This is a genomic window from Botrimarina colliarenosi (genome assembly GCF_007859955.1).
Taxonomy (GTDB): Bacteria; Planctomycetota; Planctomycetia; order Pirellulales; family Lacipirellulaceae; genus Botrimarina; species Botrimarina colliarenosi.
The window spans coordinates 66,679-80,610 of the sequence record NZ_SJPR01000003.1 but is presented as its reverse complement, the minus strand read 5'-3'; the positions used below and the strand labels follow the sequence as shown (position 1 = coordinate 80,610).

Annotated in this window: 21 protein-coding genes; all 21 read right to left on the bottom strand. The window is 65.5% G+C overall.

The window, feature by feature from the left end:
• Window positions 1-87: 87 nt before the first annotated feature.
• The gene (locus tag Pla108_RS11990; protein ID WP_146445196.1) at window positions 88-978 is read right to left on the bottom strand and encodes a hypothetical protein; all 891 of its coding nucleotides are present in this window, start codon (window positions 976-978) and stop codon (window positions 88-90) included.
• A 95-nt stretch (window positions 979-1,073) separates the two neighbouring features.
• Window positions 1,074-1,658 carry a hypothetical protein gene (locus tag Pla108_RS11985; protein ID WP_146445195.1) on the bottom strand — a complete coding sequence of 195 codons (585 nt, stop codon included), beginning with the start codon at window positions 1,656-1,658 and terminating at the stop codon, window positions 1,074-1,076.
• A gap of 287 nt (window positions 1,659-1,945) precedes the next feature.
• Window positions 1,946-2,560, bottom strand: a complete 615-nt coding sequence (locus tag Pla108_RS11980; RefSeq protein WP_146445194.1) for a bL17 family ribosomal protein — start codon at window positions 2,558-2,560, stop codon at window positions 1,946-1,948.
• A 94-nt stretch (window positions 2,561-2,654) separates the two neighbouring features.
• A complete protein-coding gene (locus Pla108_RS11975) occupies window positions 2,655-3,647 on the bottom strand; it encodes a DNA-directed RNA polymerase subunit alpha (RefSeq protein ID WP_146445193.1) in 993 nt (330 codons plus the stop codon).
• A gap of 146 nt (window positions 3,648-3,793) precedes the next feature.
• Window positions 3,794-4,420 (bottom strand): 30S ribosomal protein S4, encoded by a 627-nt coding sequence (gene rpsD, locus Pla108_RS11970; RefSeq protein ID WP_146445192.1) that lies wholly within the window; start codon window positions 4,418-4,420, stop codon window positions 3,794-3,796.
• Between the two features lie 74 nt (window positions 4,421-4,494).
• Window positions 4,495-4,896 carry a 30S ribosomal protein S11 gene (gene rpsK, locus Pla108_RS11965; RefSeq protein WP_146445191.1) on the bottom strand — a complete coding sequence of 134 codons (402 nt, stop codon included), beginning with the start codon at window positions 4,894-4,896 and terminating at the stop codon, window positions 4,495-4,497.
• A gap of 153 nt (window positions 4,897-5,049) precedes the next feature.
• Window positions 5,050-5,433: a 30S ribosomal protein S13 gene (gene rpsM / locus Pla108_RS11960; RefSeq protein WP_146445190.1), complete on the bottom strand. Its 384-nt coding sequence runs from the start codon at window positions 5,431-5,433 to the stop codon at window positions 5,050-5,052.
• A gap of 66 nt (window positions 5,434-5,499) precedes the next feature.
• Entirely contained in the window at window positions 5,500-5,613 is a 114-nt protein-coding gene (gene rpmJ / locus Pla108_RS11955) for a 50S ribosomal protein L36 (RefSeq protein WP_145116680.1), read from the bottom strand.
• Window positions 5,614-5,984: 371 nt separating this feature from the next.
• Window positions 5,985-6,797: a type I methionyl aminopeptidase gene (gene map / locus Pla108_RS11950; RefSeq protein ID WP_146445189.1), complete on the bottom strand. Its 813-nt coding sequence runs from the start codon at window positions 6,795-6,797 to the stop codon at window positions 5,985-5,987.
• 87 nt (window positions 6,798-6,884) lie between these two features.
• Window positions 6,885-7,448 (bottom strand): adenylate kinase, encoded by a 564-nt coding sequence (locus Pla108_RS11945; protein WP_146445188.1) that lies wholly within the window; start codon window positions 7,446-7,448, stop codon window positions 6,885-6,887.
• A gap of 55 nt (window positions 7,449-7,503) precedes the next feature.
• The gene (secY, locus tag Pla108_RS11940; RefSeq protein ID WP_146445187.1) at window positions 7,504-8,865 is read right to left on the bottom strand and encodes a preprotein translocase subunit SecY; all 1,362 of its coding nucleotides are present in this window, start codon (window positions 8,863-8,865) and stop codon (window positions 7,504-7,506) included.
• A gap of 197 nt (window positions 8,866-9,062) precedes the next feature.
• Window positions 9,063-9,578 (bottom strand): 50S ribosomal protein L15, encoded by a 516-nt coding sequence (rplO, locus tag Pla108_RS11935; protein ID WP_146445186.1) that lies wholly within the window; start codon window positions 9,576-9,578, stop codon window positions 9,063-9,065.
• Entirely contained in the window at window positions 9,575-10,081 is a 507-nt protein-coding gene (rpsE, locus tag Pla108_RS11930; protein WP_146445185.1) for a 30S ribosomal protein S5, read from the bottom strand. The genes rplO and rpsE overlap by 4 nt, the downstream gene beginning before the upstream one ends.
• Before the next feature lie 72 nt (window positions 10,082-10,153).
• Window positions 10,154-10,522 carry a 50S ribosomal protein L18 gene (rplR, locus tag Pla108_RS11925; protein WP_146445184.1) on the bottom strand — a complete coding sequence of 123 codons (369 nt, stop codon included), beginning with the start codon at window positions 10,520-10,522 and terminating at the stop codon, window positions 10,154-10,156.
• A 92-nt stretch (window positions 10,523-10,614) separates the two neighbouring features.
• A complete protein-coding gene (gene rplF, locus Pla108_RS11920) occupies window positions 10,615-11,157 on the bottom strand; it encodes a 50S ribosomal protein L6 (RefSeq protein ID WP_146445183.1) in 543 nt (180 codons plus the stop codon).
• Window positions 11,158-11,270: 113 nt separating this feature from the next.
• Window positions 11,271-11,675, bottom strand: a complete 405-nt coding sequence (rpsH, locus tag Pla108_RS11915) for a 30S ribosomal protein S8 (protein WP_146445182.1) — start codon at window positions 11,673-11,675, stop codon at window positions 11,271-11,273.
• Between the two features lie 133 nt (window positions 11,676-11,808).
• Window positions 11,809-11,994, bottom strand: coding sequence for a type Z 30S ribosomal protein S14 (locus tag Pla108_RS11910; RefSeq protein WP_145116688.1), 186 nt, complete (start codon window positions 11,992-11,994; stop codon window positions 11,809-11,811).
• Between the two features lie 58 nt (window positions 11,995-12,052).
• Window positions 12,053-12,610, bottom strand: coding sequence for a 50S ribosomal protein L5 (gene rplE, locus Pla108_RS11905; protein ID WP_146445181.1), 558 nt, complete (start codon window positions 12,608-12,610; stop codon window positions 12,053-12,055).
• A 69-nt stretch (window positions 12,611-12,679) separates the two neighbouring features.
• Window positions 12,680-13,027 (bottom strand): 50S ribosomal protein L24, encoded by a 348-nt coding sequence (gene rplX / locus Pla108_RS11900; protein ID WP_146445180.1) that lies wholly within the window; start codon window positions 13,025-13,027, stop codon window positions 12,680-12,682.
• 95 nt (window positions 13,028-13,122) lie between these two features.
• Window positions 13,123-13,491: a 50S ribosomal protein L14 gene (gene rplN / locus Pla108_RS11895; protein WP_146445179.1), complete on the bottom strand. Its 369-nt coding sequence runs from the start codon at window positions 13,489-13,491 to the stop codon at window positions 13,123-13,125.
• 85 nt (window positions 13,492-13,576) lie between these two features.
• Complete coding sequence (gene rpsQ, locus Pla108_RS11890) at window positions 13,577-13,921, bottom strand: 30S ribosomal protein S17 (protein ID WP_146445178.1); 345 nt, start codon at window positions 13,919-13,921, stop codon at window positions 13,577-13,579.
• Window positions 13,922-13,932: the final 11 nt, after the last annotated feature.

Genomic DNA, 13,932 nt, shown 5'->3' with positions numbered 1-13,932 from the left:
GGCGCGAGCCCTCGGAGCGCAGCGGAGTTGACTGACGGCGCCGGAATGCTCCGAGGGCTCGCGTCCACGGCTCAGGCGTACCGACGGTTAGAAATCGAGCCGGTCGGCGGCGGCCGCGGCGAAGTCCGCTTCGGGCGGGGTCTGCACCAGCCGCACGAGGATCGCCTTGCGGGCGCCCGAAACCTCGCCGTCCGCCCTGTGGAAGAAGTCCCCCAGCCGGCTCTGCGAGTCGGAGAGGCTCGTCACGAGCAGCATCTCGCCGACCATCAGGGGCGCCTCGATCCGCAGGTCCGGGAAGGCCCGCTCCTCGCGGGTCGCCTTGGGGCGGGTGATCGCGCCGGCGCCGTCCGCGACCCACCGCATCCGCGCCTCGCCGTGGTGCAACTCCGGGGCGACCGAGATCAGATGCCCGCCGCCCCGGCGTGGCTCGACGCCGACCTTGTAGATCGCTTGGACACGCTGGAAGGTCTCGCCCCACGGGCCCCGCTCATCGGCCAACAGCAGGGTCGCCTCGGGCGACACTTCGCTGGCGTTCACCTGGGCCGGCTCGCCGGGCCGAACGGTCATCTCTTGTTTCTTGACGCCCGTCGGCGCCGAGAGGCGGCTCACCGTCCCGTCGGCGTCGTCCGGCGCGTCGCTCGGCCGGGGGTCGAGAAGCCGCATGATTTCTTGCGGGGGGACTCCCCCCACGACGCCCGCCCGAAGACCGTTGCGTTGCAATCGCGCGCGGAGCCCTTCGTCGAGACGCTCTTCCTGGACGAACCGCCACAGGCTCGCCTGGTCGTCCGCCTCGACATCGGGAGGCAGCGTCGCCCAGTAGACCTCGAACCGCACCCCGTCCGACGACCGGCCCGCTGTCCGCAGCGGCGAGCCGACCGGGAGCGGTTTGTCGTTCACCGAAAGCAGCGTGCTACAACCCACCGCGGCCAAGGCGACGAGCAACACGAGAAAGCGGCAGTAACGAGCGATTGGGGGCACGCGTGGCGACGGGCGAAGGGGGCGGCGACGAGTCCGCGCGGACGATACCGATCGCTAGCAACCGGGGCAAGATCGACGGCGTCGCCAATCGCCCCCTACCCGGCGGCCCGCCCCGATAGCGGCGCCATCTTCGGGGTGGCGAACCGCGATCCCACCACCGCCCCGTGCTCTGCTAGCAAGTCGGCGAAGCTCGCCTCGAGCACCGTCAGCAGGTCTGGCGGCGGGTCGCCCGCCAACCAACGCCGACCCAGCCGGGCGGCCTGCTCGTCGAACCCCTTCTGCGACGGTCCGTGGGCGTAACACCGACCCTCGTGCCGCCGCAGGTCGCCGTCCATCTGGGGGCCGATGTGCCACAGTTCATGAACGACGGTCGTCAGCCGCTCTTCGAACGGATGGTCGAAGAACCTCGGGAGATAGAAGTTCAACAGGTACAGGCACTCGCGGCCGTACCGATCGACGACGCGGGGGCAAGCGTACCGCCGGCGGCGGATCATCCCCCACTCGGCGCCCCCCTCAAATCGCAGCGGCGTCAGCGACGCCTGCAAGCCGTGTGTGACGCGTCGCCGCGCCTGGCGGTAGCCCACCGCGACGCGGCTCATGTCGATGTGCGAGAGCTCATCAATCCGCGCGCACAGGTCGCGGCAGAGGCGCTCCATCGCGGCGGTGAAGTCGAACGGCATCCCAGCTTTGTACACGTTGCAGGAGGCGTCTCCGACGCCGATTTCGCGTTCCAATACACGGAGGCTTGGTGCGTGTTATCGGCGTCGGAGCCGCCTCCTACTTCGGTCCAACACCGACACAGAGGGATTCACCAAGACGGACACAACGAGCACGACGGCCAACGACAGGGACCGACATCGCCCTACCAAATCGCTCGTCGCGCCCTTCGTGTCCGTCGTGGTTAAAAACAAAACGGGCGACGCTCAGAAGCGTCGCCCGTTTGAGTTGTTCACGTTCTTACCGGGGATCACTCCGCGGTCGCGGCCTCGGCGGGCTCGTCCGAGCCGCCGTCGAAGGCGGGCTTGGCGGCCTTCTCAACGGCGCGGTCGTTCTTGCCGACGAACTCGAGGATCGCACGGGTGCCGGCGTCACCCAGACGCGGCGTCGCCAGACGCATCACGCGGGTGTAACCACCGGGGCGGTCTTCGTACCGGGGGGCGACCTCTTCGAACAGCACGCTGACGGCCTGCTTGTCACCCAGCAACTGCAGGCAACGGCGGCGGGCGGTGACCGAGGGGGCGATCGCGGTGTTCCACTTGCGCCACTGGTCGCTCTCACGCCACTTCTTCCAGGCGTCGCTGCCACGCTCGGCCGACGGCCCGAGATCGGCCGCTTGGCGGCTCGCTTCGAGCGACTTCTTGGCGATCGTCACGCACTTCTCGACCAGCGGGCGGACTTCCTTCGCCTTCTGGATGGTCGTGATGATGCGGCCCTTCACCTTCGGCTCGGACTCGAGGTCGAGGTAACGCAGGTCCTCGGTGTCGCGCTCCGTGAGGATCAGGGCGCTGGCCAGGCTGCGGAGCAATGCCCGCTGGTGGCTCGGGTTGCGGCCGAGCTTGCGGCCTCGTTTGCGGTGACGCATTTTGAGCTGTTAGCTGTTAGCGGTTAGCAAAATATTCGATCGCGGAGCGATCGGCTAATAGCTCACGGCTAATAGCCAACCGCCGTTGGGGGTGTCAGACGCCGACCGGCGGGCTGACACGCATGCCGAGGTGCATGCCAAGGTCGCGGAGCTTCTCTTGAACTTCGGTGAGGGTCGTCTCGCCGAAGTTGCGGACCTCAAGCAGCTGGTCCTCGGTGCGCGTGACGAGCTCGCGGACCGTGAGGATGTTCTCCGACTCGAGGCAGTTGCCGGCGCGGACGCTGAGGTTCAGCTCGGCGATCGGCATGTTGAGCTTCGCTTCGACGCTGGGGTCGAGGCCGCCCGTCGACATGACGCGGGCCGGCGAGCGGACCTGGGGGCCCAGCTCCGAGTACTGCACAAACGGGTTGAGGTGCTTGCGGAGGATCTTGGCCGACTCGACCATCGCCATCTCCGGGCCGACCGAGCCGTCAGTCCAGATCTCCATCGTCAGCTTGTCGTAGTTCGTCTTCTGACCGACACGGGTCTCTTCGACCTCGTAGCGGACCCGCGTGACGGGGCTGAAGATCGCGTCGACCGGGATGATGCCGATCTCTTGGACGTTGGCGCTGTGCTCGGTGGCGGGCACGTAGCCGCGGCCGTTCTCGATCACCATCTCCATGACGAACGGCACATTGTCCGTCAGCGTCGCTAGGACGTGGTCCTTGTTGATGACGTCGACCGACTCGTCGGTGTCGATGTCGCCGGCCAGGATGTCACCCGCCGAGTTGCGCTCGACGCGGAGCACCTTGGTGGCGTCGAGGTGGTTCTTGACGACCAGCGACTTGACGTTCAGCACGATGTCGGTGACGTCCTGCAGGACGCCCGGGATCGTGGTGAACTCGTGCTGCGCGTTGTGCAGCTTGATCTGAGTGACGGCGCTCCCCTCGAGGCTCGAGAGCAGAACGCGGCGGAGGCTGTTGCCAACGGTCGCTCCGAAGCCGCGGTGGAACGGCTCGGCGACAAACTTGCCGTAGGTGCTAGAGAGCGTCTCCTGCTCGCATGTCACCATGCTCGGCAGTTCAAGTCCACGCCAACGAATATGCATCGGGGTTCTCCTGCGGAGAGGCTTTCGGCTGTCAGCTGGCGGCGATTGGCCGGCGCTTGTGGCCGCTGCTTGTGTGGGGTCGTTTCGTTACCGGCTCGTCGCTCAAGCCGCCAGACACGGGCTGGCGGCCGGCGCCGCGACGGGCGTCAGCGTGAACAGAGCTCGATGATCAAATGGGTCTCGATCGGCAGCGACACGTCCTCGGCAGCCGGCAACCGGCCGACGATCCCCTCGGGGACCTGGCTCTCGGTCACCGCCAGGTAGTCGGGGATCATCTTGCTGTTCTCGGACTGCGCCGAGCGGACCGAGTCGAGACTGTTGGCCCGGTTCTTGACGCGGATCACGTCGCCGGCGCGGACCAGGGCGCTGGGGATCGTGCACTTGCGGCCGTTGACCGTGATGTGGCCGTGGGCGATCAGCTGGCGGGCCTGGGCCCGGCTGACGCCGAAGCCGAGGCGGTGAACCACGTTGTCGAGCCGACGCTCGAGCAGGCTCATCAGCACCTCGCCGGTGTTGCCCTTGGAGCGTTCGGCCTTTTGGAAGTAGAGGCGGAACTGCTTCTCGAGGACACCGTAGTAGTGCTTGAGCTTCTGCTTTTCACGCAGCTGGATGCCGTAGTTGGTCATCTTGCCGCGGCGGGGGGTCTGCTGCCCCGGGGGGCCTTCGCGACGCTCGAAAGCGCACTTGGCGGAGTCGCAGCGCATGCCCTTAAGAAAGAGCTTAGCGCCATCGCGGCGGCAGAGACGACAGACGGGACCGGTGTAGCGAGCCATTGACGGTATCAGGCTTCAGGAAAACAGGATTCAGTGAGCCGCGTCGTCCCCGACAGCGGGAGCTATATCAGAAACTAGACGCGACGCTTCTTGCGTGGGCGGCAGCCGTTGTGCGGCAGCGGCGTGATGTCCTCGATCGACTTGACCTTCAGGCCGGCGGCCTCCAGGGCGGTGATCGCGCTCTCGCGGCCACTGCCGGGGCCCTTCACCTTCACCTCGACGTCACGCATGCCGTACTTCTTGGCCTTCTCGGCGGCCTGCTGCGCGGCGCACTGACCGGCGAACGGGGTCGCCTTGCGGCTGCCCTTGAACCCGCTGGTGCCGGACGTCGCCCAGCAAAGGGTGTCGCCCTTCGGGTCGGTGATCGTCACGGTCGTGTTGTTAAACGTCGCATTGATGTAAGCGACGCCTACAGCGATGTTGCGCTTGGTCTTGCGACGGGAAGAGTCGCCCGACTTGCCGGAAGTCTTCGCCACGGCTTGGTCTCGGTGGGTTGAAAGCTGCTTGATTGCTTATTTCTTGGCGCCGAACCCGCGGACGGGTCGGCCGATGGTTCCAACAATTCGCCGGTTGGCGGCCTCCCGGGCGGGACGCTGGAAGTCCTGGCCGGGGGTTCTTGGAACCGCGTGCTAGCGGAGGTCCTTGACGCCCTTCTTGCCGGCGACGGTCTTCTTCGGGCCCTTGCGCGTGCGGGCGTTGGTCTTGGTGCGTTGGCCGCGGACCGGCAAGCCGCGGCGGTGACGCAGGCCGCGGTAGCAGGCGATGTCCCGCAGGCGGGCGATGTTCTGCGACACCTGACGGCGGAGCTGACCCTCGACCGTGTAATCCTTGTCGAGCAGCGCCGCGATGCGGGCCGCCTCGTCCTCGGTGATCTCACGGGCGCGGACGTTCGGGTCGATCCCGGCCTTCTCGCACAGTTCGCGAGCGACCCGCGGGCCGACCCCATACAGGTACTGCAGCGAGATCACCGTCGGCCGGTCGCCGGGGATGTCGACACCTTGAAGACGTGGCATAGGACGCTTGTCGTAAGTTACGGCTGAGAATGTGTGGGATCGGGCGGAGCTGTGGGCGGAGACTCGTTAGCCCTGACGCTGCTTGTGGCGCGGGTTCTCGCAAACGACGCGGATCACTCCACGACGCTTGACGACCTTGCACTTGGCGCAGATCCGCTTGACGCTGGCTCGGACTTTCATCGCTGGGGCCTCTCACTCGGTGGGCGTAATCCGCCCTTCGTATTGCGGCTGAGCCCACCGGGGCGGGCGTCGTCGCTTAATTGGTATCGGGGGCTGCGACCTGGCGTCGCCCTACTGGCGGCCGGGAGGCATAGAGAATCGAGGATAATAGGGGACTCCCCCCGGGGTGTTCAACCCCTGTTGGGGAGGTTTCTGGTAAGACGCCGCTGGCGGCCGGGTGGATTGTGTGAAAATGGGGGGGGTCGGGAGCGGGGTTGGGATTCGCTCCGAGGGCTTGCGCCCCCGGCTCAGAGGCATCCGGCTGGCGCACCACCCCGTGGCTCCTGAGCCGGGGGCGCAAGCCCTCGGAGGCGCCCCGAAAAAAACTCGCCTCAATCCTCCAGCAGGTCCATCTCGTCTTCGGCCGGCGCCTCGGTCAGGCGCTTCGGGCCTTCCTTCGTGATCGCGATCGTGTGCTCAAAGTGGGCGCTCGGTTTGCCATCGGCGGTGACCTGGGTCCAGTGGTCGGGGAGCAGTTTGACCTGCTTGGTCCCCATGTTGACCATCGGCTCCACAGCGATCACCAGGCCGGGCTCGATCGCGAAGTCGCCGCGCCCCCGCAACGACCGGCTGACAAAGTTCGGCACCTGCGGGTCTTCGTGCATCTTGCGGCCGATGCCATGGCCGACAAAGTTCTCCACCGACGTGAAGCCGTGGTCCTTGACGTAGCGTTCCATCGTCGAGGCGACCTGGCTCCAACGGGTCTTGGTGTGCAGCAGGTCGAACGCCAGGTCGAGCACCGCCTCGGTGCAATCGAGCAACCGCTGCACCGCGGCCGAGACCTCGCCGACTTTGTAGGTGTAGGCGGCGTCGCCGCACCAACCGCCGATCCGCACGCCGGTGTCGAGGCTGAGGATGTCCCCTTCTTTCAGGGGGATGTCGTCCGGCATGCCGTGGACGACCGCCTCGTTCTTCGACATGCAGGTAACCGCGGGGAAGGCGGGCAGGCCCTCGTCGTGGTTCGGGTAGTCGAGGAACAGCGGCGTCCCGCCCCGGCTCTTGAAGTAGTCGGCGATCGCCGCGTCGATCTCGCGGGTGGTGACGCCGGGCTTCACCATCGAGCCGGCGATGTCGTGGGCCTTCCAGACCGCCAGCCCCGCGCGACGCATCAACCGGATCTCTCTATCGCTCTTGAGTTGGATCACGGCCGCTTCGCCCTGTGGGGACAGGTTGGCGTTCGCCGGGAGCGTCTCGCCGGCGAAGCGTTGGTTCGGGTTGCTGGGTCGGCGCCGCTACGCCGTCCGCCGCTCTTCAAGGTCCGCCACCACGCGGCCAAACACCTCGTCGGGCGTACCGAGCGCGTCGACCCGGCAGAGGACGCCCCGCTCTTCGTAGTACCCGAGCAGCGGCGCCGTCGACGAGGCGTACAGCCGCAACCGCTCGCGGACCGTCTCCTCGCTGTCGTCTTCTCGTCCACGCGACGAGAGCCGAACAAACAGCTCCGCCTCGGGGATCACAAACTCGATCACGGCGTTGAGCGGCTTGCCCCGCTTAGCCAACAACGCGTCGAGCGCCTTGGCCTGCCTCAGCGTGCGTGGGAAGCCGTCGAACAGGTAGCCGTTCTGGCAGTCGGGGTCGTCGAGCCGGTCCTCGACCAGTTGGATGACCAACTCGTCGGGCGCCAGGCGGCCCGACTCGAAGTACTTGGCGGCCTCGAGACCGATCGCCTGCCCTTCGTCACGCGACTTGCGGAGGATATCCCCGGTCGACAGGTGCGTCAGCCCGAGGGACTTCGCGACACGGAGCGACTGAGTGCCCTTGCCGGCGCCAGGGGGACCAATAAACACAACTCTCATAACTCGCGACCCTCCGCCGGTCGTTGGGGCGCTGGGCGCGCAGTCGAAGCGGCGCCTATTCCAACAGACCCTTGTAGTTCCGCATCACCAGGTGGCTGTCGATCTTCTGCACCAAGTCGAACGCCACGCTGACGGCGATCAAGAGACTCGTGCCGCCGTAGAACATCGCGATCCCCCAGTCGACGCCAAGCCAACTGACGATCAGCGTCGGGATAATCGCGATCAGTGCGAGGAACCCGGCGCCGACGTAGGTGATGCGGAACATCACCTTCTCAAGGTAATCAGCCGTCCGCTTACCGGGCCGGTAACCGGGGATAAACGAGCCGAAATTCTTCAAGTTCTCGGCCATGTCCTTCGGGTTGAACGTGATGGCCGTCCAGAAGTAGCAGAAGAAGTAGATCAGCGCCAGGAACGTCAGGTTGTAGAGGAAGGTCTCTCGCTGGAACGCGCCCGAGAGCCCCAACAGCACGGTCTTCAAGGCGCCGTCCTCCCAGCCCTGGGCGACATTCGCCACCTGGGTCAGCAGCAACGCCGGGAACATCAGCAGGCTGCTGGCGAAGATGATCGGCATGACGCCCGCCTGGTTGACCTTGAGCGGCAGGTAGCTCTTGCCGCCGCCGACGGTCCGCCGGCCGCGCTGGTGCTTGGCGCTCTGCATCGTGATGCGGCGCTGCCCCAGCGTGATGTAGACCGTGCCGACCACCACCAGGATGAACATGGCCGCCAGCAGCAGCAGCCGCGGCGGGTCGAGCTTGGCGGTGTCGCCGAGCGTCAGCGACGACTGCTGGTAGAGCTGGAACCCGGCGTACGGCATCTGGGCGAGAATGCCCGCCATGATCAGCAGGCTAATGCCGTTGCCGATGCCGTACTCGTCGATCTGCTCGCCGAGCCACATCAAGAAGATGGTGCCCGCCGTCATCGTCAGGACCGAGACGATGGTCCAGCCGAAGGTCATATTTCCCGTGGCGGGATTCGTAAACTCCGCCGCCACCAGCCCCTGGGAGTTGGCGAACGACGTGACGAAGAACCAGCTCTGGATCAGGCAGAGGATCACGGTCGCGTAGCGCGTGTACTCGTTGATCTTCTTGCGGCCCGACTCGCCCTCTTTCTGGAGGGCTTCCAGCGACGGGATCACGCTCCCCAGCAGCTGAAAGATAATCGAGGCCGAGATATAGGGCATGATGCCCAGGCCGAAGATCGTGATGTCGTTCAGCTTGCTGGCGCTGAGGATCGCGACCTGTTGGAGCATGCCGTTGAGGCCGCCCTGCGAATCCTGGAAGGCCTGGATCCGCTCGACGTCGACGATCGGCAGGCTGATCTGGAAACCGACCCGATAGATCAGCAGCATCAACACCGTCAGCAGGATCTTCTGCCGCAGCTCGGGGATCTGCCAGACGACTCGGAGCTTCTCGAACATAGGACCGAACGCAATCCGTTAAGCCGGGTGGGGGCGGTGGCTCCGGCGCCGCGAAGGGGCTGCCGGCGTCGCCCCTGGGGACAGGGGCCTTGCCGGGACGCCGCCGGTCGTCGTCCGGAAATAGAAACGGTAGGCCGCGGGGCCGCTCCGGTGCAAGCCCGCTGCCGCGCAGGCGATCCCCAGAAAATCGCTTCGCGTCAGGCCTTGGCGGCGGCCGCCTTCTTGGCCGCCCGCTTTTCCCGCTGCTTGACAATCACCGGGATCGGCCCCGGGACGACCACCATCTCGCCGCCGGCCTGCTGGATCTTCTCGGCGGCCGACTTGCTGAAGCGGTGGGCGTTGATCTTGAGCTTCTTGGTCAATTCCCCGTCGCCCAGCACCTTGAGCTCGTCGAAACGGCCCTTGGCGACGTTCTTGGCAACCAGCGCCTCGATCGTGACCTCGGCGCCGGCGTCGAACGCGGCGTCGATCTCACCCAAGTTGACCACGACAACCGTCTTGGCCCACTTGTTGTTGAAACCACGCTTCGGGATGCGCTGCCACATCGGGGTCGTGCCGCCGGAGAACATCGCGTGGGGCGATGAGCCCGCCCGCGAATTGGCTCCGTTGTGGCCGCGCCCCGACGTCTTGCCGTGGCCCGAACCCGGGCCGCGACCGATGCGCTTACGCTTGCGGTTCTTTTGGATACCGCGGTGGACTTCATTCAGAATCATGACAACGTCACTCCCCGCAGCCGCTCGATGTCGGACTTGGTACGCAGCTTCTTGAGGGCCTCGATGGTCGCTTTGACCAGCGGGACCGGGTTGGTGGACCCGAAGCTCTTGGTAAGGATGTCGTGGATGCCGGCCGACTCGCAGACCGCCTTCACCGCGGCGCCGGCGATCACACCGGTGCCCGGAGCGGCCGGCACGAGAATCACCTCGGCTCCGCCGAAGCGGCCTTTGACCGTGTGGGGGATCGTCGAACCGTTCATCGGCACGGCGACCATGTTCCGCATCGCGGCCTTGCGGGCCTTCTCGACGCTGGGGGGCACTTCGTTCGCCTTGCCGTAGCCCTGGCCAACCTTCCCCTTGTTGTCGCCGACCACGACCAGCGCGGCGAAGCTAAAGCGGCGGCCGCCCTTCACGACGGCGCTGCAGCGCTTGATCTTCACCACGTTTTCGGACAGCTCGCCCTGCTGGCGATCTGATTTCTTTTCGCGTCGTTCGCGGGCCACGGCGTTGCGGGAGCTAGAGGCTGCGGGGCGAGAGGCGAACGATCGCCTGCCGCCGGCTGGATTAGATGATGTTTAAAACTCGAGACCCGCTTCGCGAGCGGCGGCCGCCAGGGCGGCGACCCGACCATGGTACTTGTAAGGGCCCCGGTCGAAGCAAACTGTCTTGTAGCCCGCCGCGGTCGCCCGCTCGGCGATCGCCTTGCCAACGGCGCTGGCCGCGTCGGCGTTCCCGCCGTACTTCAGCGCGCCCGACAGACCCTTGTCCTGCGTCGAGGCCGAGGCGAGCGTCTTGCCCGACTCGTCGTCGATCAGCTGGACCGTGATGTTGCGGAGCGTGCGGGTAATACACAGACGGGGCCGTTCGGCCGTCCCGCGGGTCCGCTTGCGGACGCGGTACTTGCGGCGAAGGCGCTGCTTGTCGAGAGAGCGTTGTTTGTCCATGACCTGTTTCTTTGCTTCGGCGTTCTTTGCTTGAGCCCGTTGAGCCGCACCCCGTTAAGCCGCGAGCGGCGAGGCGATCCGCGGGATGGGGACTACTTAGCGGCTTTGCCCGCCTTGCGACGGACCTGCTCACCCTCGTAGCGAATGCCCTTGCCCTTGTACGGCTCGGGCTTGCGGACCGCACGCACTTCCGCGGCGAACTGACCGACGCGCTGCTTGTCGAGCCCCTTCACGACGACGTGCGTCTGGTCAGGGCACGTCACCTGGAGGTCCGACGGGATCTTCTTCTGGATCTCGTTGGCGAAACCGACGCGGAGCTGCAGGACGTCGCCCGAGATGGCGCCGAGGTAACCGACCCCGTGGATCTCGAGCTTCTTCTCGTAGCCTTCCGAGACGCCGACCACCATGTTAGCAAGCAAAGCCCGTGTCAGACCATGGAAAGCACGGTCTTCGCGGTCGTTGCCGGCGCGGGTGACCGTCACCTCTTTGGCGTCTTCGTCGATCTCGATCGCGACCTCGGGCCGGTGCTCGTAGGTCAACTTGCCGAGCTTGCCTTCGGCCGTGATGACACGGTCGGCGACGCTCAGCTTGACGCCGCTGGGGATCGGGATGGGCTTTTTGCCGAGTCGTGACATGGCTTAGGGGCTGACAGCGGTTGGCTGTCGGCGGTCAGCTCTGGGGTTATCGATTGAAAAGCTGACAGCCCTGTTTCTATTGAGAAGCGGGCTGAAAGCTGAACGCTATTTCCTTACCACAGTTCGCACAGGACTTCGCCACCGAGGTTCTTCTGGCGGGCTTCCCGGTCGCTCAAGACACCACGGCTGGTGCTGACGATCGAGATGCCGAGGCCGTTAAGGACCGGGCGGAGCCCCTTCGCCTGCTGGTAAACGCGGCGGCCGGGCTTGCTGACGCGGCGGATCGTCTGGATGACGTGCTCGCCGTTGGGACCGTACTTCAGGTCCAGGCGGAGCTGCTTCATCGGGCGGCCTTCCTCGACCTGCTCTTCCGCCCAATCCCAGATGTACCCTTCGCGCTTGAGGACCTCCGCGACGCCACGCTTCACTTTCGAGAGCGGCATCTCAACGGCGGAACGCTCAACTCGGACCGCATTGCGGATCCGTGTGAGCATGTCGGCGATCGGGTCGGTCATCATGGGAGGATTGAGTCCTGAGGCCGGAGGCTCGGGTGCTGTGGCGCGGAGCTCGTGATTTGGGAGAGGCTCGCCGTCGCGGCGATTGTGAAACGCTGTCTCTGATCGGGCCCGACGAGTCGGGCCCTCGTATCGCTTACCAGCTCGCCTTGCGGACGCCCGGGATCAGGCCGCGGTCGGCCAGCTTGCGGAAGCAGATCCGGCAGATGCCGAACTTGCGGTACACCGCGCGAGGGCGTCCACACAGCTTGCAACGGCATTCACGCCGTGTGCTGAACTTGGGCTTCCTCTCCGCTTTGGCGATCTTGGACTTGCTTGCCATCTTCGGCCGGCTGGTTGTCTTCTAGGATGGGTGTGTAGTGTTCTTGGCGCCGCTGGGATCAGTCTTCTTCCCGCTTGAACGGGAAACCAAACTTCTCTAGCAACAGCTGCGCCTCTTCGTTCGTGGCGCCGCGGGTGCAAATCGCGATGTTCATGCCTTGCGGCCGCGTGTACTTGTCCGGGTTCAGCTCGGGGAAGACCAACTGCTCGGTCAGACCCAGGCTGTAGTTGCCGCTGCCGTCGAACGCCGTCTTCTTCACGCCGCGGAAGTCGCGGACACGCGGCAGGGCGATCGAGATCAAGCGGTCGAGGAACTCGTACATCCGCACGCCGCGGAGCGTCACCTTGGCGCCGATCGGCATCCCCTCGCGGAGGCGGAAACCGGCGATCGACTTGCGGGACTTGCAGACCTGTGCCTTCTGCCCCGTGATGTCGGCCAGGGCCGACGTCGCCTCGTCGATGTGCTTCTTGTCACTGATCGCGCTGCCGACGCCCATGCTGACGACGATCTTCTCCAGACGCGGCAACGACAGGCGATTCTTCCGGCCGAGCTCCTCGGTGAGCTGCGGCAGGATCTCGCTCTCGTAGCGGTCTTTTAGACGGGCGGTGGCGATCATCTTGCTTCGGTTTTGCTAGTTGAGCCGCAGGGCTCGGCGTGTTGAACGGGCGGTCTTGCGACGCGGGGTCTACTTCTTCGCGTAAGCGGGCTTGGCGGGGGCGATCTCGCCGGCGCTGGTGCTGCACTTCTTGCAGTACCGCTCTTTGGCGCCCTCGTCGGTGTAACGCAGGCCCAAGCGGGCGCGCTTGCCACAGCTTTCGCAGTAGTACTGAACCTTCGAGATGTCGATCGGCATCTCCTTGCTCAAGCGGCCGCCCTGCGGGTGCTTTTGGCTCCGCTTGACGTGCTTGAACACCTTGTTGACGCCCTCGACGAGCGCCTTGCCGGCGGTGCGGTCGACCTTGATCACCTTGCTGCGAGCGCCCTTGTCGGCGCCGGCGATCACTTCGACGGTGTCACCAGTTTTGATCAACATGACTTTTTGATTCTCTTCTAAGACCGGTTTCGCTTCTCAGTCCGGCTCTGCATCTGTGCCCGCGGTCGCTGACCACAGGTTCGATGAATTGATTCTCAAACCACTTCGTTTGCAAGGCTCACGATCTTCATGAACTTGCGGTCCCGCAGCTCGCGGGCGACCGCACCGAAAATCCGCGTGCCGCGCGGGTTGTTGTCTTTGTCGATCAACACGATGGCGTTCGTGTCGAAGCGGACGTAGCTGCCGTCGGTGCGACGCGTCGGGGCTCGCACCCGGACGATCACGCCACGGACGACCGCCTTCTTCTTGACGTCGCTGCCGGGGATCACGCTCTTAACGCTGCAGACAATCACGTCGCCAAGGCCTGCGGTGCGGCGCTTGCTTCCGCCAAGCACCTTGATGCACATGACCTCTTTGGCGCCGGTGTTGTCTGCGACGTTCAGCCGCGACTGCATCTGGATCATCGTCTTCTCTTATCCGCTTGGTAACTCGTGGAGGGCTCCGGCCGGGTGGCGTCGCCTGCTTCTGCCCTTCGCCAACGCTCCCTGATCAGCCCTTGGCCTCGTCCGCCGCCTGACCGTCCGCTCCGGTCGAGGCCTCGGCGGCGAGTTGAGCTTTCTGAGCCGCCCGCAACGCTCCGAGGTCGACCGCCTGGCTCTTCGCCACGACGCGGACCAATTCCCAACGCTTCAGCTTCGACTTCGGCGGGCACTCGATGATCTCGACGGTGTCCCCCTCGCCCGACTCGTTCTGCTCGTCGTGGACGTGGCAGACGGTCCGCTTGTGGATGAACTTGCCGTACTTCGGGTGCTTCACCAGGCGATTGATCTCCACCCGACGGGTCTTGCTGGCCCGGTCGCTGGTGACAATGCCGGTGGCTTGCTTCTTAGGCATAGTGAGAGCTT